This window comes from Roseibium suaedae (assembly GCF_900142725.1).
In the GTDB taxonomy this organism is placed as follows: Bacteria; Pseudomonadota; Alphaproteobacteria; order Rhizobiales; family Stappiaceae; genus Roseibium; species Roseibium suaedae.
This window is the reverse complement of the sequence record NZ_FRBW01000001.1, coordinates 502,219-528,089: the sequence shown is the minus strand read 5'-3', so window position 1 is coordinate 528,089 and position 25,871 is coordinate 502,219. Positions and strand designations below refer to the sequence as shown.

Genomic DNA, 25,871 nt, shown 5'->3' with positions numbered 1-25,871 from the left:
TTTCTTCTTATTTTCCCGGACTGCCGCCTCCTGCTGGAGCAAGGGGTCTCAAGACCGCTCTGACAGGAGCCGCATCGAGCCCTTCCAGCAGCAACGGCAGGGCTATGAGTTCATAGTCACCGGGTTTGACGCCCGCGAGTACCAGATTCTCAAGAATCCGCAAGTCTGCGCGTCTTGCGGCCATGTGCGAAGGCAGGTCCTTGGAAGTCTCAGGATCAACCGACGGCACATCCACCCCGACAAGGCGCACGCCTGATGCAACCAGAAGCTCAATCGTCTCGGGCGCAAGTGAACGGAAGCCTTCCGGCCAGACCATCGGATCAAGCTTTTCCTCCAGCCGCAGCAGAACACGCTCGGGCACGCCCTGCAACTGTCCGGCGATCTCCTCAGGCAGGCACAAAGGCCCCTTGCCTCTGGCGTCGATCACGCGGGCCGGACCAATGAAGTCATTCAGGTCCAGCTGATCGATGGAGGCACCGTTTTCATCATAGTGCAGTGGCGCATCCGCATGGGCACCACAATGGGTAGAGAAGGAAATCTCCGTCACATTCACCGGACAGCCCGGGCCGATCGAAAAGGTCTGGGTGACCTCGCAGGGCGCATCACCGGGGAAGAACGCCATGCCGGCGCGGACGGGCGGGGTGATGTCGATCAGAGTGCTCAAAGGTCTGCCCTCAGGTCCCAGAGTTCGGGGAAGAGCACCACATCCAGCATCCGCCGGAGATAGGTTACCCCACTGGTGCCGCCAGTGCCCCGCTTGAAGCCGATGACCCGCTCCACCGTGGTGACATGGTTGAAGCGCCAGCGGCGGAAATAGTCCTCGAAGTCTACAAGCTTCTCGGCCAGTTCATAGAGCGGCCAATGTGCATTTGGATCACGGTAGACAGCCAGCCAGGCATTCCGCACGCTGTCATTCGGCTGATAGGGCTCGGAGTGGTCACGCGAGAGAACCGAGGCATCGATCTCGAGACCCGAACGGGACATCAATGCAATCGCCTCGTCATAGAGGCTGGTCTGGTTCTTCAGGCTGACCAGCCAGTCGTGGACCTTCGGCACATGAGCATGCGGACGCAGCATGGCGGCATTCTTGTTGCCCGCCAGGAACTCGATTGCCCGGTACTGATAGGACTGGAACCCGGAGGATTGGCCCAGCGCTTCGCGGAACGTAGTGTAGTCGCTTGGCGTCATGGTCCGCAGCACATCCCAGGCGGAATTCAGCTGTTCGAAGATCCGGGCCGTCCGGCTCAACATCTTGAACGCCGGCGGCAGGTTGCCCGCAGCGATGGCGGCCTTGGCAGCCGTCATCTCATGCAGGGCCAGTTTCATCCAGAGTTCGGAGGTCTGGTGCTGCACAATGAAAAGCAGCTCGTCATGTGCCTGAGAGAGAGGCGCCTGAGCATCCAGCACCTTGTCCAGGGAGAGATAGTCTCCATAGGACATGCGCTGATCGAAGGTCATTTGCGCACCGTCTTGCGCCGGATCGAACGGCTTCACCACATCAGCCATTTCAAGTCACCTTCTGCTTCTTCTTGAATTCATCCTGCATCCAGGTCTTGTTGCGCAGGATACCTTCGAGAATTTCCGCGGCGCGGACCACGTCCGCATGAGACAGGTAAAGCGGCGTGAAACCGAAACGGGCAATATCCGGCGCGCGGAAATCACCGATCACCCCTTCCGCAATCAAGGCCTGCATCAGCGCGTAACCTTCTTCGAAACGGAAGGAGACGTGACTGCCGCGCACAGAGGGATCCCGTGGGGTCACCAGTTCCAGTTCCGGACAACGGCTCTCCACTTCCTTGATGAAAAGATCGCAGAGCGAAACCGATTTGCGATGCACGGTGTCCATGTCGACGTCATCGAAGACGTCAAGCGCTGCATCCAGGGCGCTCAGAGACAGGATCGGCGGCGTACCAACCCGCATGCGGTCGATGCCGGTTGCCGGACGGTAGTCGAGATCAAAGGCAAAGGGTGCCTCGTGGCCCATCCAGCCGGTCAGCGCCGGGTTCAAGGCACCATGGTGACGCTCGGCGACATAAAGGAACGCCGGAGCACCCGGGCCACCGTTGAGATATTTATAGCCACAGCCGACTGCGAAATCGGCCTTCGCCCCATCGAGATCCACCGGAACCGCGCCTGCGGAATGTGCCAGATCCCAGATCGCGATGACGCCATGTTGATGTGCCTTGGCGGTCAGGGCCTTCATGTCGTGACGGCGGCCGGTCTTGTAGTCGACCTCGGTGATCATCATCACCGCAATGTCGTCACCAAGATTAGCTTCCACCTTGTCCGGATCAACGATACGCAGCTCGTGACCGGCATCCAGAAGCTTTGCCAGACCGCTCGCGACATAGAGATCTGTCGGGAAATTGCCATTATCCGACAGGATGACCTTGCGGTCCGAACGCATGGTCAGGGCAGCAGACAGCACCTTGAAGACATTGATGGAGGTGCTGTCACCGGCAACGACGGAACCGGGCGCCGCCCCGATCAGGCGGCCGATCCGGGCACCGACACGCTGGGGCAGATCAATCCAATCGTGATCGTTCCAGCCACGAACGAGGCTCGTGCCCCATTGGTCCTTGATGACCTCGGCCATCCGCGACGGAACATGAGCCGGCAGGACGCCGAGCGAATTGCCGTCCAGATAGATAACACCTTCCGGCAGATCAAAAGCCTCGCGCTTCGTCGCTAGGACATCTGCGGCATCAAGTGCGTGAACCACGGATGAAACTCCCTGGATAATGGGTTTCCTTTCTGCCAGAAACTGGCAGGCTGATCTCAAAAGGCCAGTCGATTGCTTGAGGCCTCAACTTTCCAGCCCAGACTAGCAATGGAAATTCCATCCCACAAGGATTATATATAATCTTGGTCATTAGATATAATTGAAAGCCTGCCGATCGAATGTCACAGACCAGTTCCGCCTACTCGACCCTGCGCAAGGCCATTCTGGAGTGCGAGCTTGCCCCCGGCTCCTCCCTCGCCATTTCAGGCCTCAAGGCCCGCTTTGGCTTTGGCTGGACGCCGCTTAGGGAGGCTCTGCCCCGGCTTGAGAGCGAGCATCTTGTGCGCTTTGAGGCCAACAAGGGATACCGGGTTGCCACCGTGTCGCTCGAAGGGCTGAGGGACCTGCAGGTTGCCCGCGAGGCTGTCGAGACAACGTTGCTGGCCCGCGCCATGACCCGCGGGGGAGATGAATGGGAAGCAACCCTGATTGCGGCCCATCACTTGCTGGAGCAGGTATCCCCCAACACACCCGGCGCCCCAACACCGGAAAGCCTTGTCTGGGAAGAACGGCACGATGCCTTTCACCGCGCCCTGACCCGGGGAGCGGATGCGCCCTGGCTCGGCCACCTCGCCCAGCAGACTGCAGACCAGCAGCGCAGACATCACTTCTTCATGCTGCACAGTCAGGACGTGATCGAACGGCTGGAAGAAACGGACGGCCCGGATCTCCGCCGGATCTTCGAACAGACCCTCGGGATCGCCCATCACACCGAACTGATGAATGCGGCCCTTGCGCGGGACATTCCCAAGGCACAGTCGCTGATGCGGGAGCACATCGGTTTCTCGCTCGCCGTCTATGAAGCCCTGTGGCCTCAGACGGCAGGCAGCCGCAAAGGATGACGCGGCAGATTTTCCGGTCCATGATCCGGCACAAAGAGGCCCCTTCCGGGTCGGACTATCAAGCTTTCACATACTGAGGAGCAGCAGGGATAATGCCGTATATCGTGACCCCGCTTTACGCAGGCATCCTTGCCCTGATCTACGTTTATCTGGCTGGGCGCGTCATCGCGCTCAGACGCAAGTTCTGGATCAGCATCGGCGACAAGGGCAATGAGCAGCTGCTCCGCCAGCAGCGCGTCCATGGCAACTTCGCGGAATATGTGCCGCTGGCACTTTTTCTGATGCTCTGCACGGAATTGCAGATCGTGCCGGTCTGGGCGACCCATGGTCTTGGCATCGCGCTGGTTACAGGCCGCGTCCTGCATGCGCTCGGCGTTGGCCGCGACCCGGAATCCCTGACCATGCGCACCTATGGCATGATCCTGACCTTCGCCGTTCTGGTGATCGGCGGGTTGCTGAACATCAGCTATTTCTTCCTGATGCGGAATTTCGCCGGCTAGGCCTGACGGCAGTCAGACCTGCTGCAGCCGGGTCTTGTGGGCGTGGGCGATGTGGCGCCGCGCAGCGGCATCGGCCGCCACGCTGTCTCCAGCGGCAATGGCCGAAACAATGGCCGCATGTTCCTCGACGGCGATCTCGCGGCGCTCGGGCGTATCCAGCGTCGTTCCGGCCATCAGGATCAGCGACAAGCGCAGATGATCGATCTGATCGACCAGATAGCGGTTGTGCGAGGCTAGGCACAGGCGGCGATGGAATTCCCGGTTGGATTTGACCAGGCTGTCCTCGTCGGTGATCCGCTTGCGGTCGGCCTCGACCAGATCCTGCAGGATCTCCACTTCTGGTTTTGAGGCATGTTTGGCGGCAAGGCCAGCCGCAGTCCCCTCCAGAACCTCCCGCATGAAATAGACCTCGTTGATCTGTCCATGATCAAGGGTCGGGATCACCATGCCCCGGTTCGGCTCGTGAACGGCCAGCCCCTGCGCTTCAAGCCGCTTCAGACCCTCCCGGATCGGCGTTCTGGACACGCCGAATTCATCGGCAAGATCCGCCTCACGCAAGCGGTCGCCAGGCTTCAGGACACGGTCCTCGATGAGGCCGATCAAACGGTGGTAGATTTCGGAGCCATTCATGGCCAAAGCTCATATCCCATTTCCGCTGACAAATCAGCTTCTTCGTCACGCGATCCGGCGCTGGGACTGCGGCAAAAAAAGTTTGCCGCCGCAGACAGGTCTCGCGGCTCCTGTGGTGCTGGGAAAAGAGGTGGGCAGCCCCGCCTGGAAGCGGGCACCCAGGAAGGCCATCGCCTGAGCTTCCAGCGCGTTGCCATCGATGTGAAAGTCCTCACTCGGACGAACCCCTCCCGCCAGCGCCGAGGCCAAGGCCGCCATCAGGGTCGGGTTGAGCCGGCCACCACCGCAGACAATCCAGAGCGCCGGAATCTTGGGCAGAAGCTTTTCCGACAGACCAATGGTTTCCGCAGTCAGGGCAACCAGAGTGGCAGCGCCATCTTCGAGGGACAGCCCTTCTGCCACGGCCATGGAAAAGGCATTGCGATCAAGGGATTTCGGGCCGGGCGCGACAAAGAACGGATGCGACAAGGCCTGATGCAGCCGCTCGGCCTGCACAGTGCCTTTTGCGGAAAAAGCCCCATCGTCGTCGAACTCGCCTGCATCATGTCGGCGGATCCAGTCATCCAGCAGAGCGTTACCCGGACCGATGTCGAAGGCAAGAATATCTTCGCCGTCGAGATAAGTCAGGTTGGACACGCCGCCGATGTTGAGGAAGCACAGGGGCTGGGCGAGGTCGCGGGCAAGGGCCTGATGATAGACAGGCACGAGCGGCGCCCCCTGCCCGCCTTCGGCCATATCCGCCTTGCGCACATCGCCGATCACAGGCAGACCGAGACGGTCCGCCAGACGCTGCGGCTCCCCAAGCTGCACGGTCTCGCCGATGGAGGGGTCATGCCAGACGGTCTGGCCGTGAAAGACCACCGCATCCGGAGCCAGATCATTGGCGGCAAGAAACGCCTCCAGCGCGACAGCATGATCATCCGTCACCGCTCGCGCCAGTGCCGGCCAGGCGCTGCGGTCCCTGGGACCTGCCGCGATTGCCTCAAGCACTGCCCTGCGTGTCTCCGGCTGATAGGGCGTGGTTCCGCCCGGACCGAACCGCTCGACGGCTACGCCATCCGTCACGATCTCGGCCAGATCAATGCCGTCCGCCGAGGTTCCGCTGATGGTTCCGACCACAGACCACATGATGTGCGCTCCCTTCAAAGACCCTTGGAGACGTCTTCGATACCGGCCTCAGCCAGATCGAACAGATCATTGATCTGGGCTTCGCTGATGATCAGCGGCGGACAGAAGGCCATGGAATCCCCCATGTTGCGCGAAATCAGCCCACGGGCATGGAACGCGCCATTGGCCAGCGCCCCAAGTGCGCCCGGCTTGTCGAGGAACGCGCCATGGGTCAGCTCTGCAGCGCCGATCAGTCCGATGCCACGGGTTTCAATCACCAGCGGGCTGGCCGCAAGATCCTTGAGGCGCTTCTGGAACAGCGGGCTGATCGCCTTCACATGGCCGACCAGATCCCGTTCCTCGATGATCTTGATGTTTTCGAGCGCAACAGCTGCCGCAACCGGATGTCCGCTGGCCGTATAGCCATGCCCCCAGACGCCGATTTTGTGGCTTTCGTCGGCAACCGGGCCGTAGACGGCCTCATTCACCATCAGCGCGGAAATAGGCAGATAGGAGGAGGAAATCGCCTTGGACAGGGTGATCATGTCCGGCTCAAGGTTGAAGGTGGTGGTGCCGAACATTTCGCCGGTCCGGCCAAAGCCGCAGATTACTTCATCGGCGACGAACAGGATGCCGTATTTCTTCAGCACCGGCTGCACGGCTTCCCAATAGCCCTCCGGCGGCACGATCACCCCACCGGCCCCCATGACCGGTTCCGCAAAGAAGGCGGCAATCGTTTCAGGACCTTCCGCAAGAATGAGATCTTCCAGATCCTGCGCACAGCGCTTGGCAAAGGCGGCCTCGTCCTCGCCGTCCTTTTTCATGGTCCGGTAATGCGGGCTCGTCGTGTGGAGGATGCGCGGCAGCGGCAGATCGAAGGAACGGTGGTTGTTCGGCAGGCCGGTCAGGCTGGCGGTGGCAACAGTCACGCCGTGATAGCCGCGCATGCGGGAAATGATCTTCTTGCGCTCCGGCTGGCCCAGCGCGTTGGACCGGTACCAGATCAGTTTCAGGGCCGTGTCATTGGCCTCTGATCCTGAGTTGGTGAAGTAGACCTTGGACATGGGAACCGGCGCCATGGACACCAGCTTTTCCGCCAGTTCCACCGAGGGGCCGTGGGTCTTGTGGCTGAAGGTGTGATAGAAGGGCAGCTTCTCCATCTGGCGCGTTGCAGCCTCAACCAGCCGCTTCTCGCCAAATCCCACCGCGACGCTCCAGAGGCCCGCCATGGCCTCGATATAGCGCTTGCCGCTGTTGTCCTCGACATAGATCCCTTCGCCCTTTTCGATCACGAGCGGACCGGTTTCCTCGTGGCGGCGGGCATCCGTATAGGCATGAAGCTGATAGGCGACATCCCGCGCTTCGAGAGAGTTGGGCAGATGAGACATGAAGAACCTCTAGGACTGGACTGACCTGCAGTGAGCCATTCGAAACGGCTTCCGCGACGCAGGCGCTTGATCCAGACTAGATCGGCTTCGGCAGATTTTCACCCACCAAAATTGCAGGCGTCAGGATCGGCTGAAACAAAGGCCGAAACCCTATAGCTGAACCTTGCGCAGGTCTTCCAGCAGATCAAGCAGCGTATCCAGCTTCTCGCGGCCAAACTCTGTCTCCAGCCGGGTCATGATCGCATTGCTCTCGCCCGCATGGGCGCGGATCAGCTCCCGCCCGGCCTCGGTGATGGAGACAATGGACTTGCGCCGGTCAGCCTGATCGGTCTGCCGGGTGATCATGCCCTCGGCTTCCATGGCGTAGAGAATGCGGGTCAGGCTTGAAAGGAGAAGGCAAGCGGCATCGGCGATGCCGGTCTGCTCCATGTCGCCATGCTCTTCCAGTACCCGGAGCACGCGCCACTTCTGCTCATTGAGCTTGCTGGCCGCCAGCATGACCCGGATCGGCCCCATGACGGTTTCCCGCGCCCGTAGGAGCGCAATCGGCAAGGAGCGTGAGGTCTTGCGCAAGACAGGCCCGGAAGCCGCAGCTTCCAACGGTTTGTTACGGTTCGTCATTCCTTTCCTATGAGCGTAAACCGGCAGGAACTCAAGAGCCGCGGCAAAAACGATTGTTGACACAACAACTAAATTACTTGATAAAGCAACTAATATAAGCGTCAGGAGGAGACGCCATGCCCCACTTTCATATCGACTATTCGCCGAACCTGGAAAGCCGGCTGGATATCGCCGGACTGTGCCGCACCATCCGAGATGCCGCCGTGGAGACGGGCCTGTTCCCGCTGGCAGGCATCCGCATCCGGGCAACGGCCTGTACCCATGTGGTGATGGCCGACGGCAACCCGGATCATGCCTTTCTGGATCTCTCGGTCCGCCTGCGGGCAGGCCGGACGGATGAGGCAAAAAAGGCGGCCACCCAGACCATTTTCGCAGCCATGGAAGCCTATTGCGCAGAGGTGATGGAAACCTCCTCCTTCATGCTCTCCATGGAAATGCGCGACATCAACCCGGAGCTCAGCCCCAAGGCCAGCTCCATCCGCAGTTACCTGCCGGGAGACGCCCAGTGACGGACCTCACGACCCAACTTGCCAAGCTTGAAGCCCATCTCGGCCGTTACCGACCGGAAGGACTTCAGAACCTGATCAACGGCGAAACCTGTGCAGCCCGGTCCGGCGCTCATTTCGAGACCCGCTCGCCGGTCGATGAAAGCCTGATTGCCACGGTCAGCCGCAGCGGCGCAGACGACATTGATGCCGCCGCAAAGGCTGCCAAGGCTGCCTTCCCGGAATGGGCTGCCATGAGCGGCGCCAAGCGTAAGGCGATCCTGCACAAGATCGCCGACCTGATCGAGGAGCGGGCGGAAGAGATTGCCCTTTGCGAATGCTGGGACACCGGCCAGGCCTACCGCTTCATGTCGAAAGCCGCCCTTCGCGGAGCGGAAAACTTCCGCTTCTTCGCAGACAAGGCTCCCTCCGCTCGGGATGGCCAGTCCCTGCCGGCACCGCAGCACATGAACGTGACCACCCGCGTGCCAATTGGCCCGGTCGGTATCATCACGCCCTGGAACACGCCTTTCATGCTGTCGACCTGGAAGATCGCGCCGGCGCTTGCCGCGGGCTGCACCATCGTCCACAAGCCGGCAGAGTTCAGTCCGCTGACGGCGCGGATCCTGGCAGAGATCGCCCATGACGCCGGATTACCCGCAGGCGTCTGGAACCTGGTCAACGGCTTTGGCGAAGAAGCCGGCAAGGCCTTGACCGAACATCCGGACATCAAGGCCATCGCCTTTGTCGGCGAAAGCAAGACCGGCTCCATGATCATGAAGCAGGGTGCGGACACGTTGAAGCGCGTGCACTTCGAGCTTGGCGGAAAGAACCCTGTCGTCGTGTTCGAGGATGCAGATCTTGACCGGGCACTCGATGCGGCCGTTTTCATGATCTACTCCCTCAACGGCGAGCGCTGCACCTCCTCGTCCAGACTGCTGGTGCAGGACAGTATTGCCGACGCGTTCGAAGCCAAGCTGGTCGAACGGGTGAAGAACCTGAAGGTGGGACATCCGCTGGACCCGGCAACGGAAATCGGGCCGCTGATCCACAAGACCCATTTCGACAAGGTCTGCTCCTATTTCGCCATTGCCGAAACGGATGGCGCCAGGATCGCCGTCGGCGGCGGGCGCAAGGGCAACGAAGGCTGGTTCGTTCAGCCGACCCTTTTCACCGGGGCGAACACTTCGATGCGCATCGCCCAGGAGGAAATCTTCGGCCCGGTTCTGACCTCCATCCGTTTCAAGGATGAAGCCGATGCGCTGACAATTGCCAATGACGTGCAATACGGCCTTGCCGGCTATCTGTGGACCAATGACCTGACCCGGGCCCTGCGCTTCTCCAATGCACTGGAAGCCGGGATGATCTGGGTGAATTCGGAAAACGTCCGCCACCTTCCAACGCCGTTTGGCGGCGTGAAGGCCTCAGGCATCGGACGCGACGGGGGAGACTGGTCGTTCGAGTTTTACATGGAACAAAAGAACATCGCCTTTGCGCTGGGTCAGCACAAGATCCAGCGGCTCGGAGCATAAGGGCGGAGAGATCCGCCGGGAGGAAAACCTATGCCGATACCCGCCCCCAATCTTTACCCCGCCTTCAATATCGTCCGGCTCAGCCATGTGGAGCTGGCCGTGACGGATCTTGCCAGGAGCCGGGCCTTTTATGTCGACACCCTTGGCCTTCAGGTCACGGACGAGACATCCGACACGATCTGGCTGCGCGCGATGGAGGAACGCGGGCACCATTGCATTATCCTGAAGAAATCCGGCAAGGCGGAAGCGCGGGATCTGGGCTTCAAGGTGTTCGACGAGGACCATCTCGACAAGGCTGCGGCCTTTTTCAAAGACAAGGGTCTGCCGGTCGACTGGGTCGAGCGCGCCTATCAGGGCCGCACCTTCATAACCCGCGATCCCCATGGCGTGCCGCTGGAATTCTACGCGAAGATGGACCGGCTGGAGCCGATCCATCAGAAATACGCGCTTTACAAGGGTGTGAAGCCGCTGCGCATCGACCACTTCAACTGCTTCTCGCCAGATGTCGATGCTTCGGTTGCCTTCTACAACGAGCTCGGCTTCCGGGTGACGGAATATACCGAAGATGAGGAAACCGGCCGTCTCTGGGCCGCATGGACCCACCGCAAGGGCGGCGTTCATGACATTGCCTTCACCAACGGCCTCGGCCCCCGCCTGCACCACACGGCCTTCTGGGTGCCGACGCCGCTGAACATCATCGACCTTCTGGACCTGATGGCGACAACGGGCTGGGTCGGCAACATCGAGCGCGGCCCAGGCCGTCACGGCATCTCCAATGCCTTCTTCCTCTATGTGCTCGATCCGGATGGGCATCGCATCGAGATCTATTGCTCGGACTACCAGACGGTCGATCCCGATCTGGAAGCTATCCGGTGGGACCTGAAGGACCCGCAGCGCCAGACGCTCTGGGGGGCCCCTGCCCCGCGCAGCTGGTTCGAGCACGGTTCCCGCTTTCATGGAGCAGAACCCCGGCAGAGCGATCTTGCCGCTTCCCCGATCATTGCCCCGTGAGGCATTCTCGGCGCGGCTGATCTCTCAGCCGCAGCTCACCTGACAGGGGACCGGCTCTCCGGTCTCCTCAAGCATGTATGGAGGATGGCTTGAACTGGAGCGAGTTTGCCCGCTGGGGCGCACGTATATCCGACTGGGCGGCAAACTATCACGGCGGCTTGCGGGACAAGCCCGTGCGCGCGCAGACCGCTCCCGGCTCGATTGCTGCGGCACTTCCCGCTACCCCGCCGGAATCCGGCACGGATATGGAAGCCATCTTCTCGGACTTCGAAACGCTGGTCATGCCCGGCATGACCCATTGGCAGCACCCGCGTTTCTTCGCCTATTTCCCGGCCAATGCCGCGCCCCCATCCATGCTGGCTGAATTCCTGGTCACGACGCTCGCTGCCCAATGCATGCTCTGGCAGACTTCGCCTGCGGCAACGGAAGTCGAAACGGTGATGGCCGACTGGCTGCGCCAGGCACTGGGCCTGCCGGACAGTTTCCAGGGCGTCATTCAGGACAGCGCCTCCTCGGCGACCCTCGCCGCCGTTCTGGTCATGCGCGAGAGGGCGCTGAACTGGACCGGCAACACGGCGGGACTGAGCGGACAAAAGCTGCTCCGGATCTACTGTTCCGGAGAGGTGCACACCTCGATTGACCGGGCCATCTGGATCTCCGGCATCGGCTCGGACAACCTGGTGCGCATCCCGACAAAAGGCCCCTTGCGTTCCATGGATCCGGAAGCGCTCGCTGCCGCGATCGAGGCGGACAAGGCCGCCGGTCATGTGCCTGCCGGAGTGATCGCCTGCACCGGCGGCACCAGCACAGGCGCCTGTGATGACCTGAAGAAGGTTCTCGCGGTTGCCCGTGCCCATGGTCTCTATTCCCATGTGGATGCAGCCTGGGCAGGCTCCGCCATGATCTGCCCTGAGTTCCGCACGCTCTGGGACGGAGTGGAGGACGCGGATTCCATCGTGTTCAATCCGCACAAGTGGCTGGGCGCTCAGTTCGACTGCTCCCTGCAGTTTTTGAAGGATCCGGACAGCCTGGTCAGAACCCTCGCGATCCGGCCGGAATTCCTGAAGACCCACGGCGCGGACGGCATCATCAATTATTCCGAATGGTCGGTTCCGCTCGGGCGCCGGTTCCGCGCCCTGAAGATCTGGTTCCTGATCCGCAGCTATGGTCTCGAAGGCCTGCGCCAACGGATCCGCAATCACGTGGCCTGGTCCTGCGCGCTGGCTGAAAGGCTGCGGGAGGATGGGCGCTTCGAGATCGTCACCGAACCGGTGCTCTCGCTTTTCACCTTCCGCCGCAAGGGATGGGATGACGACGCCCATATCGCCTTCGTCAATGCCATCAATGATGATGGCCGGATCTATCTGACCCAGACCCACACGGGCGGCCGCATTGCCGTCCGCTTCCAGGCAGGCCAGTTCGACGCCACCCGGGAGGATGTCGAAACCGCCGGAGCCGTCATTTCAGAATTTGCAGGAGCTTCCTGATGTTTGCGACTTTCCGCTCGAATGGCGAGCAGTTCTACGGTCTCGTGGCAAACGGCGGCATGATCGCCCTCTCCCCGGAGTTTCCGCAGTGGAAGACCCTGCGCAATGTGATCGAAGCGGGCGAATTGCGCACGCTGGCCAAAGCAGGACAAGGTAAGGCCGTCACCCATCCGGAGGGCAGCTTCACCTATGAGATCCCGGTGCCGGACCCGGAAAAGATCATCTGCGTCGGCGTGAATTTTCCGGACCGCAATGCAGAGTACAAGGACGGGCAGGAAGCCCCGCCCAACATGTCGCTCTTCATCCGCTTTCCCCGTTCCTTCGTCGGTCATGGCGTGCCCTTGTCCCGCCCGCCGGAAAGCCCCCAGCTCGACTATGAAGGCGAGATCGCCATCGTGATCGGAACCGGAGGACGGCGCATTCCCGAAGAAGACGCGCTGAGCCATATCGCCGGTCTAACCCTGTGCAATGAAGGCACGATCCGCGACTGGGTGCGCCATGCGAAATTCAACGTCACCCAGGGCAAGAACTGGGACGGGTCCGGCTCCATCGGCCCTTCGCTCGTGCCCTTCACCGCCCCGGCCCAGCTTGCCGATGTCGGTCTGGAGACCCGGGTGAATGGTGACTTGCGCCAGCAGGACCGAACCAGCCGCATGCTGTTCCCGATCGCGCGGCAGATTGCCTATATCTCCACCTTCACCACCCTTGTGCCGGGCGACATCATCGTCACGGGCACGCCGACCGGGGCCGGCGCCCGGTTTGATCCGCCAGTCTGGCTGAAGCCCGGCGATGTGATCGAAGTGTCGGCGGAAGGCATCGGAACCCTGCGGAACGGAGTGGTGGACGAATGACCCCGGCAGAGATCAAAGCTGCAGCTCAGGCACTCCATCAGGCAGAACTGACCGGCAAGCAATGCGGCCTCCTGAGCCTCGCTTATTCCGGCATGACGCTGGACAATGCTTATGCCGTTCAGGACGAACTGATCCGGATGAAAAAGGAGGCAGGGGCAAAGGTCATCGGCTGGAAGATTGGCCTCACCAGCCGCGCCATGCAGCAGGCCCTTAACATCACCACACCGGACAGCGGCGTGCTGCTCGATGACATGCTGTTCCAGAGCGGTGACACCGTGCCTGCAGGCCGCTTCATTCAGCCGCGTATCGAAGCGGAGATCGCCTTCGTGCTGAAGCACGACCTGAAAGGTCCCAATGTCAGCCGTGAAAATGTGATAGCCGCGACCAGCCATGTGGAGCCGAGCCTTGAAATTCTCGACACGCGGATCCTGCGAGCCGATCCGGAAACCGGCAAGGCACGTGTCATCCAGGACACCGTATCGGACAATGCTGCCAATGCGGGAATTGTCCTGGGCAAGGAAACCCACACGGTCGATGCCTTCGATCTGCGCTGGGTCGGAGCCATCGTCAAGCGTGACGGAATTGTCGAGGAAACCGGTCTGGGTGCAGGGGTCCTGAACGATCCGGTTGAGGGCATCGTCTGGCTGGCACATCGGCTCGCAAACTATGGCGCCGGGCTCTCCGCTGGTGATATCGTCCTGTCCGGATCCTTCATCCGTCCGCTGGAAGCCCCTTCCGGCAGCTCTTTTCACGCAGACTTCGGCCCCTTCGGCCAGGTTTCCATTCATTTTGCATGAGGACATGACATGCCCGCCCCCCGCAACGAACTGAAGCATCGTCTGGCCGCAGGAGAGGTTCTCCATGGCTGCTGGGTCAGCATGGCCGACCCTTATGCCACCGAAATGGTGGCAACGGCAGGCTTCGACTGGCTGCTGATCGACGGCGAACATGCTCCCAACGACATCCGCTCCCTGTCCGGCCAGCTGGCCGCCGTGCTCGCCAGCCCATCCCTGCCGATCATGCGGCTGGTGGACGACAACCCGGCAACGATCAAGCAGGCGCTGGACATCGGCGCCCAAAGCCTGCTGATCCCGATGATCGAAAGCAAGGCGCAGGCCGAGCGCACGCTCAAGGCAACCCGCTATCCGCCAAACGGCTTCCGCGGCGTTGGCGCAGCTCTCGCCCGTGCCTCCAAATATAACAGCGTGCCCGACTATCTGACCACGGCAGATGCAGAAATCTGCCTGATCCTTCAGGTCGAGTCCCGGGCGGGGCTGGACGCGCTGGATGATATCCTCGCCATTGAGGGGATCGACGGTGTCTTCATCGGTCCATCCGACCTTGCGGCGGACATGGGCCACCTTGGCAATCCCTCCGCGCCGGAAGTGCTGGACGCCGTGACCGGTGCCCTGCGCCGCATCCGGGCAGCGGGCAAAACCGCTGGCGTTCTCTCAACTGATCCGGCCTATATCGCCGCCTGTAAGGAAGCCGGTGCGAACTTCGTTGGCGTTGCCATCGACGTGCTGGCCTTTGTCGGTGCCCTGCGCACCGCTGCTGCCAGCTACAAGAAGAGCTGACGCCCTTCCGGTCAATCTGACGTCCTGTCCGGACCATGGCCTGGACAGGACGGATTGGCGCAGAAATGACATTGCCAGTTCTGGCCCAGCCCCTATTCTCGAGAAAAATCACCAGAACCAGGGGACCATCTTGAGCATTTCGAAATCCACCGACCCTGCCGATCTCGGCGCTGTCGAAGCCCGCAGCCTGATTGCCCGCAAGGCGCTTTCTCCCGTCGAACTGGCCGAGGCCTGCATTCGCCGCATCGAAGAGGTCAACCCGGCCGTCAATGCCATGGTTGCACTCGATCTGGAGGGATTGCGCAAGGCAAGCCGGGCCGCCGAAGCCGACGTCATGAGCGGCAAGCCGCTAGGCGCCCTGCACGGTCTGCCCATCGGCATCAAGGACATGGTGGACGTAAAGGGATTGCCGACCACCTTCGGCTCCCTGATCTTCAAGGACAATATCGCCGCAGCCGATGATGCCTCCGTCACCGCGCTGAGAGCCGCTGGCGGCATTCCGATGGGCAAGACCAACAATCCGGAATGGAGCGCCGGTGCCAATACGGTCAACCGCGTCTATGGCGCTACAGCCAATCCCCATGACCTGACCCGGTCAAGCGCCGGTTCCTCCGGCGGGTCGGCAGCGGCTCTTGCGAGCGGCATGGTGCCTCTGGCAACTGGCTCCGACCTCGGCGGCTCCCTGCGCAATCCTGCCTCGTTCTGCGGCGTGGTCGGCTACCGGCCAAGCTTTGGCGTCGTACCCGGCGGCGCAAGGGCCACAGCTCTCTTCCCGCTGGGTACAAGCGGCCCCATGGCACGCTCGGTCGCCGATGCAGGACTGCTTCTCTCCATCCAGGCTCAGCCGGACAACCGGGATCCCTATACTGCGGTCGTTGGCGGTAAGACCGCCTGGGCACCGGAAGGTTTTGCCAATCTGCCCCGCCGGGATCTCTCTTCGCTCCGCATCGCCGTAACCGATGACTATGGCTATGCACCGACAGAAAGCATCGTCCGCAGCCATTTCGCAATGGCGATCAAGGAACTGTCTCCCCTGTTCGCCAGCGTGGAAGAAACCCATCCGGACTGCACGGGAGCGGACAGGATCTTCTCGGTCCTGCGCTCGGTGATGTTCCTCGGGCATCACGCGAAACACCTGGACGAACAGCCGGATCTTGTCGGGGACAATGTCCGCCAGAACGTTCTGGAAGGCCGCAGTTACAGCGCGGAAGACGTGGGCAAGGTGCTCGTCATGCACAGCACCTATCAGCAGGCCTGGCAAAGGTTCTTTGAAACGGCGGATTTCATCCTGGCGCCAGCCGTTACCATCAGTCCGCGGGATTGGCACGAACTCTATCCGACAGAGATCGATGGCAAACCGACCAAGAGCTATTATCACTGGCTCGGCATGGCCTATGCGTCAACGCTCTCCGGTCATCCGTCGATCACGATCCCCTGTGGCAAGGACGCAAACGGCATGCCCTTCGGCCTGCAGATCGTTGGCCACAGACATGACGACCTCGGCGTTCTGACCGTTGCAGCAGAACTGGAGCGGGTGATTGCAGCTTCCGGCAGCCTGGCCCTCGCAGGTCCGGATATAGCCGCGCTGCGCAAGGCGGCTCCCTTGAGTGAAACGCCCGGCTTCCTGACCACAGGCTGACGGACAAAAAAGGGGTGCGCCCGTCAGGACGCACCCAGTCGGCTGCAAAGGGAGGTCAGTGGACCTTGTTCAGGACAGCCGAGCATCCTTGTGCGGTTTCGCAATCGCACGATGCTCGGCCCGCCCAAGGAACCGGGGCAGGAGGAGCCCCACTTCCTCAGGCGTTTGCCACCTTCTTCTGCTTGCCTTCGTCCTTCGGCTGAAGCCCGGAGAGGGTTTCGACCAGGAGCAGGATCACGAGTGCCTGGCCGTAGGGAGCCGGGACATTCGGAAGCTTGCGGTAAAAATCGAGGTCGTGACCCATCGGCGTGCCATCAGACACTTCCAGAACGATGCCGTCCTCACCGATCCGCTCGACAACCGCGTCATAGGCCTTGTCGGCAACAGCACGCGTGCTTTCCGGCAGGATCCCCTCTTCGATGCCGCGCAAAATGCCATAGGCAATGCCCGCAGTCGCAGAGGTTTCCAGCGGCGAGTCCTTGTCGTCGAGCAGGGTCGAGAACATGCCGTTGTCATGCTGCAGGCCGCTGAGCGCACGGACCTGGGACTGCAGGACACAGGTCAGGAAGCGTGCATCGGACGGTGCGATCGCATCCCCAACCAGACCGAACAGCTCCGGGATGGCGACCGTGATCCAGGAATTGCCACGGCCCCAGAAGGCCTTTGCGAAATTGTGGCGGCCGTTGAAGTTCCAGCCATGGTACCAGAGACCTGTGACCGGGTCGGCCAGATACCGGGTGTGGACCAGGAACTGATAGACGGCTTCATCGATCCAGTCCTTGCGCTCGAAGCGCTTGCCGGCCTGGGCGAGGAACAGACAGGTCATGAACAAGGTGTCGTCCCACAGTTCACCGTCGTTCATGCGCTCCTTGACCACGTGCTGGAAGCCACCGTCCTCGGTCTTGGCAAGATCGTTCACCAGCCAGTCTGCCCAATCCTGAACAAGCGCCTCCCAGTCCGGGCGGTTGACGTGATCGATCAGGATCGACAGCGCCAGCATCGGCGAGGACGAGTTGACCTGGCGAGGCGGCAAGCCACGGCCGATCTGCCAGTCGTACCAGTCCGCGATCGACGCGATCAACTCACGGTCACCCGAAGTTTCCGCATGACGCAGGAGGCCATAAATGCCGACGCCGACTTCCCAATCCCATTCATCGAACTGGAGCGAGAACCCTTCGCTGGCCAGCGGGGCCGTTTCATTCATGCCTTTGAGGCGGGCAAGCCCGATGGAAACGCTGGATAGCAGTCGGGAGATATCTTCGATGCTCTTCATGGCAGGTTCTTTCAAGAGTTATCCGTTGCGTCGGATCCCAGAACGGCAGCGGCACCGAACGAGACCAATGGTTCGAGGTCAGGATGGGGGAACGGATGCGGCTTTCCGCCAACCGTGAGCCCATCCAGGTAATTCAGGGTCAATACGGGGCGGCCCGGCCGCTCCAGCGAGAGGGTCATTTGTGATGGGTCGAAAGACGTCTTCACGCCGTCCAGCATGCTCCGAACGGTTTCGAGACCGCCGCCATCCGGCAGATCGCCAACGAGGACAACCCAACCGGCCTTGCGGCCATCTGCCCGGTATTCACGGTTCTGGCCCGGCCCCTTTTCGACCGGCTCCAGTGCCTTGCAAGGGGTCAGGGCCGCGTAGCCTCTGCCTGACTGCAGCAGCAGCCAATTGCCATGAAGCTCTGTGGCTTCAAAGGCATCCGACGGTGCATAGGCGTGGGTGAAGTCGATCCGGTGGGTTTCAGGAATATCGAACAGCATCAAGGCTGCATCGCCGAACTGGCCAACACGGGGCATGGTGCCGTTACCCGCCCAGTAGGACGGGCGCTGATGGCCCCAGGGATCATCTTCACCGGGATGATTGACCCAAGCCCGGGCGAAGGCATGACCGGCAAACCGGACATCCAGAATATGCTGCTGGTGCCCCTTGGAACCCGGCTCCCCATCGATGGAAGCGGAGAGCTGGACGGAGGCAGACTTGTAAAGTGCAAGCCGGCCTGCATGGCCATAACCCTGAACATAATGCGCTTCGACCGATTGCCCTGCTTCCGGCAACGCAAGTGCCGTCAGGTCCGCAGGCGGCTCATAATTGCCGGCACAGAACATGGGCAGGGCAGCAACGCCCTGATTGAACCAGCCGAGGCCGAAGGCCACTGCTGCGAACGGCGCAAGCTCGGTGCAGGGGCCTGCGCGAAGTTCCTTGTCATAGGCACGGCCCATGGACCCGGCCGGAACACCTGCCAGCGTGTGAAGCGCGATCATCTTGAACAGGCGCGTCAGGAGCCTGTCTGCCCGGCTTGCGATCTCGCCCTCACCCCAATGCTGGAGTGCAAGCAGACCAATGAAGTCAATCGGGTAGTAAGCTGCGGAGTTCCATTCGGCAAAGCCATGGCTTTCGACGGAATCGAACCACTTCGCCAGACGCTCCGTTGCAAGATCGAACTGCTCCTTGCCCAGACGGCCGGAAGTCTCGAACCGCTCACCCGGCAGCATCAGACCAGCCAGATACTGGGAAACATGGAAGCAGAGGACGTGGTTCTCGCTCCAGAACCACATCGTGTCGTTGCCCGGCTCGTCCACCCAGTACCGATAGTTCAGGATCGAGGCCTTGACCGTTTCGGCGAGATCCGCAGGAAGCTGGTCCCGGTATTCACCGTAGATCCAGAGCAGCGGAACAAGAACGAAGTCCGAACAGTCGCGGCGTTCGTCGACCGCTTCCATCGTATATTCGATCAGTTCGCGGCAAAGCCGGGTACAACCATCGCCAGACGCAAGAATGGCCAGTGCCCGGCCGATGCGCAGATCGCCATGATCGGCAGAGTAACGCAGGGCGGCCCGCTTGCGGCCCGCGAGCGAGGCCTCACCCTTGGCCGGCTGGACATCGCGGAGCAAGCCGAAGGCAATCTTACGGAAGACACGGGTTTCGCCAACGCTGAACACAAGATTGAGCGGGTGATAGGCCTCGGCCATCCCGTCCAGCCCGTGGATCTCGACACTTGTCTGACCGGCTTCCAGCACAGTCTTGGCGGAAAGGATCGGCGGCGTTCCACGGCGGTGAACGCTTGGCAGAACCTGCGCGGAGATTTCGACGGCAGAGACCGGTGCTTCATCAAAGGTCAGGACGAGCGGATTGCCCGTGCAGAACTCGCCAACAGGGCGCACGTCGCGGGCAAGTGCCATCAGCTCGCGGATGACCTCTGAATCTGCCGCACTCGGAATGGCGGAGGTGACCGCCTGATCGCCGAGCAGCGTCAGTTCCACGTACCAGTTGGTATCGCGCTCGGCCATGTCCTCGGACAGCATGATGACTTCGCTGCCGGATGCCTTGAGCGGCAGCGTGATGTCGCTCTGCTGCTCCTTGTTGCGGGAATAGGGCTCGAACCTGGCGGCGAGCACGCCATCCACCCAGATATGAACGCCGCCACAGGTGGCAACGCGGAAGCGGACATCTCCGTCCCTGGCCGGTTCCAGAATGGTCTTGCACCAGCGCTTCAGGCGCGTCGGACGGTGCCAGAAGTCGGAGAACTCCAGCCGCCGATTGAAGCCCGGCAGATTGATGCTTTCGACCGCCCAATCGGTCTCCAGGTCCACCTTGCGCTTGGCAATGTCCTTCCAGACCGCCACGCGGCAGGGCAAATCGCCGACATCCACGAAGCCATTGATGAAGCGGTAGTTGACCCGATCCTCGGCAAGCGCGACTTCGCCCGGATAAAAGGTCTCCGAAATGCCGGAAAGCGCCCAGGCCGTCACCGTATCTCCCGGCAGGACCGGGAAACGGGACAATTGCCGCTCGGCTGTTTTGTGTGCAACTGCGCTCATGCGCTCCTCACTGCAACTTGCGTTCTGGCCGTCCCTGCCATCTGCTCTTCGAGCGATTTCAGCAGGGTCAGAAAATCGATAGGGGTTTCGAACCGGTGTTCGGGAGCCGCGTCTGACGGGACAGACGGCACATTCCGCGTCCAGACCAGTTCTGCGGTGTGGAGACCAAGCGCCCTGGCAGACTTGACCGTGTCCTGCGTTCCGCCAAGAAGCAGCGCGGAAGAGCCGGCGTGGCCACCGAGATCGGCAGCTTCAAAGGCAAATGGGCTGGCCCCGATCTGACGATGCTCATCGAAGAAGTCCTGAAGACCCGCAGCCTTCAGGAGACCGGCAGCACTTGCCGCGCTCTCATCTCCCAGGAGCACAATCCAGTAGCCTGCGCCCCGCAGCCTTTGCAGCATTCCACGGACACCGGGCACCAGTGCCGGACCGGAGATCAGGCTTGCTCCACCGTCCTCAGTTCCGTCGATGAAGATGGTCCTGATCTGTGGCATCCGGTGACGCAGATCTTCCATCAGATGCTTCACACGGTCCGGGATCCACGTATCCAGCGCGGGCCAAGGAACAAGAGCGATCAGCTCGTCATTTGCCGGATAAAAGCGATAGGTCGGCCGGAAGGCATCCGCCTTCATCTGCAGCTTCGCCAGCCGGTGATCGGTTGCCTTCGGCGTAACCTTGCCGCTCTCGCAATACTGGTTACCGAGATGCACGCCTTCAAAGGCTGCAAGGTCACCGCACATGGCCGGAAGATAGGCCCCGGCCTCGCGCCGCATCTCGTCGCCGTCCGCCCAATGGGCATGCTTGCCGGCTTCCGAATAGACCACGGCCCGGTTTTCTCGAGACTGGAACCGCCCGTCCCTGGCTTCCATCGTTATCCGGTTGCCATGACGGGACGCATCCACCCGCACAGGCTGACCTCCGGCATCCAGATAGACCCAGACATGTTCCAGATCGTACATGTGCTGGATGTCCCAGTCGTACCAGATGGCATATTCGATAACCGGGCCGCCCATGGCGCCGCCTTGAGGCACGACCTGGAACTTTGAGGAGGGAGACTGCCCCGCATCCTCAAAGACCGTGTAGCCCATCGCCAGAGGCGGATAGGGTTCGGCCTCGTCCAGCATGATGACCGGCATGTGCAGGCGGGCCAGATCCGCATGGGATCCAGCCTGCGCAGTTGCCCGCAAGTCTTCCAGATGACTTGAAAGACGCGTGGGGCTGGTCATTCACCCACCCCGGTCAGATCCAGCTCTTCGGCATGGTGGCAGCGGACCTGACGGCCGCTGATTTCCCGAAGCGCCGGGATCGTCGTCCGGCACAGGTCCGTCGCATAGGGGCAGCGCGGGTTGAAGGCGCAGCCTGAAGGCGGGTTGGCCGGGTCGGCAATTTCGCCCTTCAGGATGATGCGCTTACCTTCCTTGCGGCGGCGCGGATCCGGCTGGGGAACAGCCGACAGAAGCGCTTCCGTGTAGGGATGCAGCGGCTTGCGGAAGATCTCGGCAGTGTCGCCCAGTTCCACCATGCGGCCGACATACATGACCCCGATCCGGTCGGAGATATGTTCCACCATGCCCAGATCGTGGGTGATGAACATATAGGTCAGGCCGAACTTCTCCTGCAGGTCCTGCAGGAGGTTGATGTTCTGCGCGGCGACCGACACGTCAAGGGCGGACACCGCCTCATCGGCTGCAATAAAGCTGGGATTGAGAGCCAGTGCGCGGGCAATACCGATACGCTGCCGCTGCCCGCCGGAGAAGGCGTGCGGATAGCGCATCACATATTCCGGACGCAGGCCAACCAGACCCAGAAGCTCCTGCACGCGATCGCGAATCTCGTCCTTCGTCAGCTTGCCCTGGATGACCAGCGGCTCGCCGATGAGGTCGAGAAGACGCATGCGCGGATCCAGCGAGGAATAGGGATCCTGGAAGATCATCTGCATTTCGCTGCGGATTGGGCGCAGCTGCTTTTCGTCCAGGCCGCCCAGCTCCGTGATGCTGTCGTCCGCCCGGCGGAACCGGATCGAACCGTCCGTCAGCGTATAGGCACGCAGGATCAGACGGGCGACGGTGGACTTGCCGGAGCCGCTTTCGCCCACAAGGCCGAAGGTCTCACCCTTCTTGATGTCAAAGGTGACATCATCGACAGCCTTGACCTCACCCACCTGACGCTGAAGCCAGCCGTGGTTGATCGGGAAATACTTCTTCAGGCCATTGACGGAGAGAAGAACGTCGTCGGGAACAGGTGTCATGTCACTCATCACGCAACCTCCTGCGGGAGCTTTCCGGCAAGGTGGCAGCGGGCCTGCTGATCATCGGAGAATCGGACAAGAGGGGGCACTTCGACGTTGCAGGTTCCTTGAACAGCGAATTCGCAACGCGGGTTGAAAGTGCAGCCCCTGGGCACATTGAAGGGATCCGGAACCATGCCCGGGATCGTCTTCAGCCGGTGCACCGGGCTCTGGCCAAGACGCGGAACCGACTGGAGCAGCGCCCGCGTATAGGGATGCTGCGGATTGTAGAAGATGTCATCCACGGTGCCGGTTTCGACGACCTGGCCGAGATACATCACCGCGACCCGGTCAGCGATATCCGCCACCACCCCGAAATTGTGGGTGATGAAGATGATCGACATCCCCGTTTCAGCCTGCAACTCGCGCAGAAGATCCAGGATCTGGGCTTCCGTCGTCACGTCAAGCGCGGTCGTCGGCTCATCGGCGATCAGAAGAACCGGATCACACGACAGAGCCAGCGCGATCATCGCGCGCTGACGCATGCCGCCGGACAGCTGGTGCGGATAGTTATCGACCAACTGCTCGGGACGGGGCAGCTGCACCTTGCGCAGCAGCTCGATTGCCCGCTCGCGGGCTTCCTTCTTGCTGCAGTTCCGGTGCAGCAGGATGGTCCGCATGATCTGGGTGCCGATCGTGTGCACCGGCGACAGAGCCGTCATCGGCTCCTGGAAGATCATGCCGATGGCATCGCCGCGCAGGTCGCGGATTTTCTTCGACTTCGAAGACAGTCCGTCGATGCGGATTTCCTCACCCGGCTTCGGCTGAAACAGGATCGAGCCATCATCACGCGACGTGTTCTTCGGCAGCAGCCGCATGATCGAACGGACGGTCACGGACTTGCCCGACCCGCTCTCGCCAACGATGCCGAGCACTTCGCCGCGGTTCACATGGTAGGACACGCCGTTGACGGCCCGCACGGTTCCTTCGCGCAGCTCGAACTGGACATTGACGTCCTTGAGTTCGAGCAGACGTTCAGGTGGCAGATTTGTTGTCGTATTGGTCATTTTTCCTCCCCGTCAATGGCCGTAGGGATCGGCTGCATCACGCAGGCCATCGCCGAGAAAATTGAAGGCCAGGACAACGAGCACGACCGCAATGCCGGGGCTCAGAAGCCAGGGGGCCAATGAAATGGAACGCAGGTTCTGCGCGTCCTGGAGAAGCACGCCCCAGGAAACGACCGGAGGACGAAGGCCAAGGCCCAGGAAGCTGAGGGCCGTTTCACCCAGGATCATCTCCGGCACCGCAAGGGTCATCGCCGCGATGATGTAGCTGGTCATGGCCGGAAGCATGTGCTTGGTCACGATCCGGTACTCGGATGCGCCGCACAGGCGGCTTGCGAGCACATAATCCTCCGTGCGCAGCGACAGGAAGCGGCCACGGACCACGCGGGCCAGATGGGTCCAGCCGATGAGCGACAGGATGATGGTGATCAGGACGTAGACGAACAGCGGATCCCAGGCGACCGGCAAGGCTGCCGCAAGACCCATCCAGAGCGGGATCGTGGGAACCGAGCGGATGAATTCCATCAGGCGCTGGATGCCGGAGTCCCACCAGCCGCCGTAGTAGCCGGCGATCGATCCGAGCGCGAGACCAAGAACGAAGGAGAACGCCACACCGATGAGACCTGCGGACAAGGTCACACGAGCTCCATAGAGAAGCCGGGTGAAGAGATCGCGGCCAAGGGAGTCCGTTCCAAGCAGGTTGATCTGCTGCTTGCGGTCGCTGACGCCGAAGAGATGCATCTGGGTCGGGACCAGCCCCAGGAACTTGTAGTCCTGCCCCTTCACGAAGAACTCGATCGGGAGAACCTTGGTCTTGTCTTCCTCGTAGAGGACGCGGGCCGTTTCAGGGTCACGCTTGCGCTTGACCGCATAGATGAACGGCCGGTGCAGCGAGCCATCATGGATCACACGCACCACGCTCGGCGGCGCGAAGGTGTTGAGCTTGCTGAAGCTGAAGGGCGTGTAGGGCGAAATGAAGTCCGCAAAGATTGCCATGATGCCGAGGACGATCATGAAGATCAGAGAGGCAACGGCAAGCTTGTGCTTGCGGAAGCGCCACCAGATCAGCGTCCAGGGCTTCGCAGTGTAAAGATCTTCCTCGCGGCTGGCGGTTTCCGGTTCCACAGGGGCGGCAGTTGCTTCAAGTGTCATTGTCGCCTCCTCACGAATAACGGATGCGCGGGTCGGACCACGCCAGAAGGATGTCGGAAACAAGCGTGCCGATAACGGTGAACACGCTCAGGATGAGGATGAAGCTGCCCGCCAGATACATGTCCTGCATCTTCAGCGCCTGCAGCAGCAGGGGACCGGTCGTCGGCAGGTTCAGCACCACGGCCGTGATCACGTCGCCGGAAAAGAGGGCCGGCAAGGCCCAGCCAACCGTCGAGATGAACGGGTTCAGAGCAACGCGGACGGGATAGCGCCAGACAACCGTGCGCTCGGAGAACCCCTGGGCATAGGCGGTTTCCACATAGGGCTTGCGCAGTTCATCCAGCATGTTGGCGCGCATCACGCGGATCAGGCCAGCGGCACCGCCAGTCGCGAGCACCACAAGCGGGATCCAGATATGCGACAGCATGTTGATGATCTTGGCAGTGTCCCAGGGCTTCCCCTCAAACTGCGGCGAAATCAGCCCGCCAACGTCAAGGTTCATCCAGATGAAGGCGACCCACATCAGGATCAGGGCCAGCAGGAAGTCCGGAATGCCTTTGCCGAGAAAACCGAAGATCGTGAAGATATAGTCGAAGAAGGAATACTGCCGGGTCGCCGAATAGACACCAACCGGAATGGCGATGATCCAGGTGAACACCATGCTGAGGGTGGAAATGATCAGGGTCAGAGCCAGGCGGTCCCAGATCAGGTCGCTCACGGGGGCGTTCCATTCGAGGGAACGGCCAAAGTCTCCGTGGAAGATGATCGCGGAAATCCAGCGCCAATATTGTACCAGCAGCGGGTCGTTCAGACCGTACTGAGCCCGCATCATCGCTTCTTCGATCTCGGTGACGTATTCGCCGCCATTGCGCAGCTGCGCCACATAGGCGGTCACGAAGTCGCCCGGTGGAAGCTGAATGATCACGAATGAAATGAATGACACAAAGGCCAGTGTGGGTATGGCCCACAATGTGCGCCGGACAATAAAGCCTAGCATTTTTCCTCCCCCTGTTTCGCTCGGAAGCAGACACGCTCCCCGCCTGCGGGACGGTTTCCCGTCCGCCGATCTACGAAACCCAGGATCTATCAGAAGTTACGAATGCCCCTTGCCGCCGCCCTCACGCGTCGAGAGCGGCGGCTTTTTCAGGGACGAGGTT

24 protein-coding genes are annotated in these 25,871 nt (G+C 61.3%); 10 read left to right on the top strand and 14 right to left on the bottom strand.

The genetic code is table 11. The annotated features are described in order from the left end of the window. Nucleotides 1-7 precede the first annotated feature (7 nt). From kynB to kynU, 3 genes are read right to left on the bottom strand one after another with little or no spacing between them, the layout of a single operon-like run. Nucleotides 8-664 carry an arylformamidase gene (gene kynB, locus BUA94_RS02395; protein WP_073008308.1) on the bottom strand — a complete coding sequence of 219 codons (657 nt, stop codon included), beginning with the start codon at nt 662-664 and terminating at the stop codon, nt 8-10. Beyond that, nucleotides 661-1,506: a tryptophan 2,3-dioxygenase gene (gene kynA, locus BUA94_RS02390; RefSeq protein WP_073008306.1), complete on the bottom strand. Its 846-nt coding sequence runs from the start codon at nt 1,504-1,506 to the stop codon at nt 661-663. The genes kynB and kynA overlap by 4 nt, the downstream gene beginning before the upstream one ends. A gap of 1 nt (nt 1,507) precedes the next feature. Next, entirely contained in the window at nt 1,508-2,722 is a 1,215-nt protein-coding gene (gene kynU / locus BUA94_RS02385) for a kynureninase (RefSeq protein ID WP_073008304.1), read from the bottom strand. 179 nt (nt 2,723-2,901) lie between these two features. On the opposite strand from kynU, the gene BUA94_RS02380 reads away from it, so the two are divergent. Next, nucleotides 2,902-3,624 carry a GntR family transcriptional regulator gene (locus BUA94_RS02380; protein ID WP_073008303.1) on the top strand — a complete coding sequence of 241 codons (723 nt, stop codon included), beginning with the start codon at nt 2,902-2,904 and terminating at the stop codon, nt 3,622-3,624. 92 nt (nt 3,625-3,716) lie between these two features. Continuing rightward, a complete protein-coding gene (locus BUA94_RS02375; protein WP_073008301.1) occupies nt 3,717-4,124 on the top strand; it encodes an MAPEG family protein in 408 nt (135 codons plus the stop codon). 12 nt (nt 4,125-4,136) lie between these two features. Here BUA94_RS02375 and BUA94_RS02370 read toward each other — a convergent pair whose 3' ends face one another. From BUA94_RS02370 to hpaR, 4 genes are all read right to left on the bottom strand, one after another. After that, the gene (locus tag BUA94_RS02370) at nt 4,137-4,754 is read right to left on the bottom strand and encodes a GntR family transcriptional regulator (protein WP_073008299.1); all 618 of its coding nucleotides are present in this window, start codon (nt 4,752-4,754) and stop codon (nt 4,137-4,139) included. A gap of 45 nt (nt 4,755-4,799) precedes the next feature. Continuing rightward, the gene (locus BUA94_RS02365) at nt 4,800-5,882 is read right to left on the bottom strand and encodes an anhydro-N-acetylmuramic acid kinase (RefSeq protein ID WP_073008296.1); all 1,083 of its coding nucleotides are present in this window, start codon (nt 5,880-5,882) and stop codon (nt 4,800-4,802) included. 14 nt (nt 5,883-5,896) lie between these two features. Beyond that, complete coding sequence (locus BUA94_RS02360) at nt 5,897-7,249, bottom strand: aspartate aminotransferase family protein (RefSeq protein ID WP_073008294.1); 1,353 nt, start codon at nt 7,247-7,249, stop codon at nt 5,897-5,899. A 150-nt stretch (nt 7,250-7,399) separates the two neighbouring features. Further along, nucleotides 7,400-7,870 carry a homoprotocatechuate degradation operon regulator HpaR gene (hpaR, locus tag BUA94_RS02355; protein ID WP_073008292.1) on the bottom strand — a complete coding sequence of 157 codons (471 nt, stop codon included), beginning with the start codon at nt 7,868-7,870 and terminating at the stop codon, nt 7,400-7,402. Nucleotides 7,871-7,986: 116 nt separating this feature from the next. Here hpaR and BUA94_RS02350 point away from each other — a divergent pair, with 116 nt between their 5' ends. From BUA94_RS02350 to BUA94_RS02315, 8 genes are all read left to right on the top strand, one after another. Beyond that, nucleotides 7,987-8,379: a 5-carboxymethyl-2-hydroxymuconate Delta-isomerase gene (locus BUA94_RS02350; RefSeq protein WP_073008289.1), complete on the top strand. Its 393-nt coding sequence runs from the start codon at nt 7,987-7,989 to the stop codon at nt 8,377-8,379. Beyond that, on the top strand, nt 8,376-9,887 hold the full coding sequence (gene hpaE, locus BUA94_RS02345) for a 5-carboxymethyl-2-hydroxymuconate semialdehyde dehydrogenase (RefSeq protein WP_073008285.1): 1,512 nt from the start codon (nt 8,376-8,378) through the stop codon (nt 9,885-9,887). Before BUA94_RS02350 ends, hpaE begins: the two co-directional genes overlap by 4 nt. Nucleotides 9,888-9,917: 30 nt before the next feature. Further along, complete coding sequence (gene hpaD / locus BUA94_RS02340; RefSeq protein ID WP_073008282.1) at nt 9,918-10,898, top strand: 3,4-dihydroxyphenylacetate 2,3-dioxygenase; 981 nt, start codon at nt 9,918-9,920, stop codon at nt 10,896-10,898. A gap of 89 nt (nt 10,899-10,987) precedes the next feature. Next, the gene (locus tag BUA94_RS02335) at nt 10,988-12,385 is read left to right on the top strand and encodes a pyridoxal phosphate-dependent decarboxylase family protein (RefSeq protein ID WP_073010731.1); all 1,398 of its coding nucleotides are present in this window, start codon (nt 10,988-10,990) and stop codon (nt 12,383-12,385) included. After that, on the top strand, nt 12,385-13,236 hold the full coding sequence (locus tag BUA94_RS02330) for a fumarylacetoacetate hydrolase family protein (protein WP_175557979.1): 852 nt from the start codon (nt 12,385-12,387) through the stop codon (nt 13,234-13,236). Before BUA94_RS02335 ends, BUA94_RS02330 begins: the two co-directional genes overlap by 1 nt. Continuing rightward, nucleotides 13,233-14,033 carry a 2-oxo-hept-4-ene-1,7-dioate hydratase gene (hpaH, locus tag BUA94_RS02325; RefSeq protein ID WP_073008276.1) on the top strand — a complete coding sequence of 267 codons (801 nt, stop codon included), beginning with the start codon at nt 13,233-13,235 and terminating at the stop codon, nt 14,031-14,033. Before BUA94_RS02330 ends, hpaH begins: the two co-directional genes overlap by 4 nt. A 9-nt stretch (nt 14,034-14,042) precedes the next feature. Next, nucleotides 14,043-14,813, top strand: a complete 771-nt coding sequence (locus BUA94_RS02320) for an aldolase/citrate lyase family protein (RefSeq protein WP_073008274.1) — start codon at nt 14,043-14,045, stop codon at nt 14,811-14,813. Between the two features lie 136 nt (nt 14,814-14,949). After that, complete coding sequence (locus tag BUA94_RS02315; RefSeq protein ID WP_073010729.1) at nt 14,950-16,452, top strand: amidase; 1,503 nt, start codon at nt 14,950-14,952, stop codon at nt 16,450-16,452. A 157-nt stretch (nt 16,453-16,609) separates the two neighbouring features. Here BUA94_RS02315 and bglB read toward each other — a convergent pair whose 3' ends face one another. From bglB to BUA94_RS02280, 7 genes are read right to left on the bottom strand one after another with little or no spacing between them, the layout of a single operon-like run. Then, nucleotides 16,610-17,740, bottom strand: a complete 1,131-nt coding sequence (gene bglB, locus BUA94_RS02310) for a beta-galactosidase BglB (RefSeq protein ID WP_073008272.1) — start codon at nt 17,738-17,740, stop codon at nt 16,610-16,612. Continuing rightward, entirely contained in the window at nt 17,737-20,271 is a 2,535-nt protein-coding gene (locus tag BUA94_RS02305; protein ID WP_073008270.1) for a hypothetical protein, read from the bottom strand. Before BUA94_RS02305 ends, bglB begins: the two co-directional genes overlap by 4 nt. Beyond that, a complete protein-coding gene (locus tag BUA94_RS02300; RefSeq protein ID WP_073008268.1) occupies nt 20,268-21,497 on the bottom strand; it encodes an HAD family hydrolase in 1,230 nt (409 codons plus the stop codon). The genes BUA94_RS02305 and BUA94_RS02300 overlap by 4 nt, the downstream gene beginning before the upstream one ends. After that, nucleotides 21,494-22,528: an ABC transporter ATP-binding protein gene (locus BUA94_RS02295; RefSeq protein WP_208979947.1), complete on the bottom strand. Its 1,035-nt coding sequence runs from the start codon at nt 22,526-22,528 to the stop codon at nt 21,494-21,496. The genes BUA94_RS02300 and BUA94_RS02295 overlap by 4 nt, the downstream gene beginning before the upstream one ends. After that, nucleotides 22,528-23,565, bottom strand: a complete 1,038-nt coding sequence (locus BUA94_RS02290; protein ID WP_073008266.1) for an ABC transporter ATP-binding protein — start codon at nt 23,563-23,565, stop codon at nt 22,528-22,530. Before BUA94_RS02290 ends, BUA94_RS02295 begins: the two co-directional genes overlap by 1 nt. A gap of 12 nt (nt 23,566-23,577) precedes the next feature. After that, nucleotides 23,578-24,714, bottom strand: coding sequence for an ABC transporter permease (locus BUA94_RS02285; RefSeq protein WP_073008264.1), 1,137 nt, complete (start codon nt 24,712-24,714; stop codon nt 23,578-23,580). 10 nt (nt 24,715-24,724) lie between these two features. Beyond that, nucleotides 24,725-25,711: an ABC transporter permease gene (locus BUA94_RS02280; protein WP_073008262.1), complete on the bottom strand. Its 987-nt coding sequence runs from the start codon at nt 25,709-25,711 to the stop codon at nt 24,725-24,727. Nucleotides 25,712-25,871 lie beyond the last annotated feature (160 nt).

Coding starts and splice junctions, on each gene's coding strand:
- BUA94_RS02320 (WP_073008274.1), top strand. CDS start 14,043: ATGCCCGCCCCCCGCAACGAACTGAAGCATCGTCTGGCCGCAGGAGAG.
- kynA (WP_073008306.1), bottom strand. CDS start 1,506: ATGGCTGATGTGGTGAAGCCGTTCGATCCGGCGCAAGACGGTGCGCAA.
- BUA94_RS02330 (WP_175557979.1), top strand. CDS start 12,385: ATGTTTGCGACTTTCCGCTCGAATGGCGAGCAGTTCTACGGTCTCGTG.
- BUA94_RS02305 (WP_073008270.1), bottom strand. CDS start 20,271: ATGAGCGCAGTTGCACACAAAACAGCCGAGCGGCAATTGTCCCGTTTC.
- BUA94_RS02285 (WP_073008264.1), bottom strand. CDS start 24,714: ATGACACTTGAAGCAACTGCCGCCCCTGTGGAACCGGAAACCGCCAGC.
- BUA94_RS02350 (WP_073008289.1), top strand. CDS start 7,987: ATGCCCCACTTTCATATCGACTATTCGCCGAACCTGGAAAGCCGGCTG.
- BUA94_RS02300 (WP_073008268.1), bottom strand. CDS start 21,497: ATGACCAGCCCCACGCGTCTTTCAAGTCATCTGGAAGACTTGCGGGCA.
- BUA94_RS02280 (WP_073008262.1), bottom strand. CDS start 25,711: ATGCTAGGCTTTATTGTCCGGCGCACATTGTGGGCCATACCCACACTG.
- BUA94_RS02295 (WP_208979947.1), bottom strand. CDS start 22,528: ATGAGTGACATGACACCTGTTCCCGACGACGTTCTTCTCTCCGTCAAT.
- hpaR (WP_073008292.1), bottom strand. CDS start 7,870: ATGACGAACCGTAACAAACCGTTGGAAGCTGCGGCTTCCGGGCCTGTC.
- BUA94_RS02380 (WP_073008303.1), top strand. CDS start 2,902: ATGTCACAGACCAGTTCCGCCTACTCGACCCTGCGCAAGGCCATTCTG.
- hpaH (WP_073008276.1), top strand. CDS start 13,233: ATGACCCCGGCAGAGATCAAAGCTGCAGCTCAGGCACTCCATCAGGCA.
- BUA94_RS02370 (WP_073008299.1), bottom strand. CDS start 4,754: ATGAATGGCTCCGAAATCTACCACCGTTTGATCGGCCTCATCGAGGAC.
- hpaD (WP_073008282.1), top strand. CDS start 9,918: ATGCCGATACCCGCCCCCAATCTTTACCCCGCCTTCAATATCGTCCGG.
- BUA94_RS02360 (WP_073008294.1), bottom strand. CDS start 7,249: ATGTCTCATCTGCCCAACTCTCTCGAAGCGCGGGATGTCGCCTATCAG.
- BUA94_RS02375 (WP_073008301.1), top strand. CDS start 3,717: ATGCCGTATATCGTGACCCCGCTTTACGCAGGCATCCTTGCCCTGATC.
- BUA94_RS02365 (WP_073008296.1), bottom strand. CDS start 5,882: ATGTGGTCTGTGGTCGGAACCATCAGCGGAACCTCGGCGGACGGCATT.
- BUA94_RS02290 (WP_073008266.1), bottom strand. CDS start 23,565: ATGACCAATACGACAACAAATCTGCCACCTGAACGTCTGCTCGAACTC.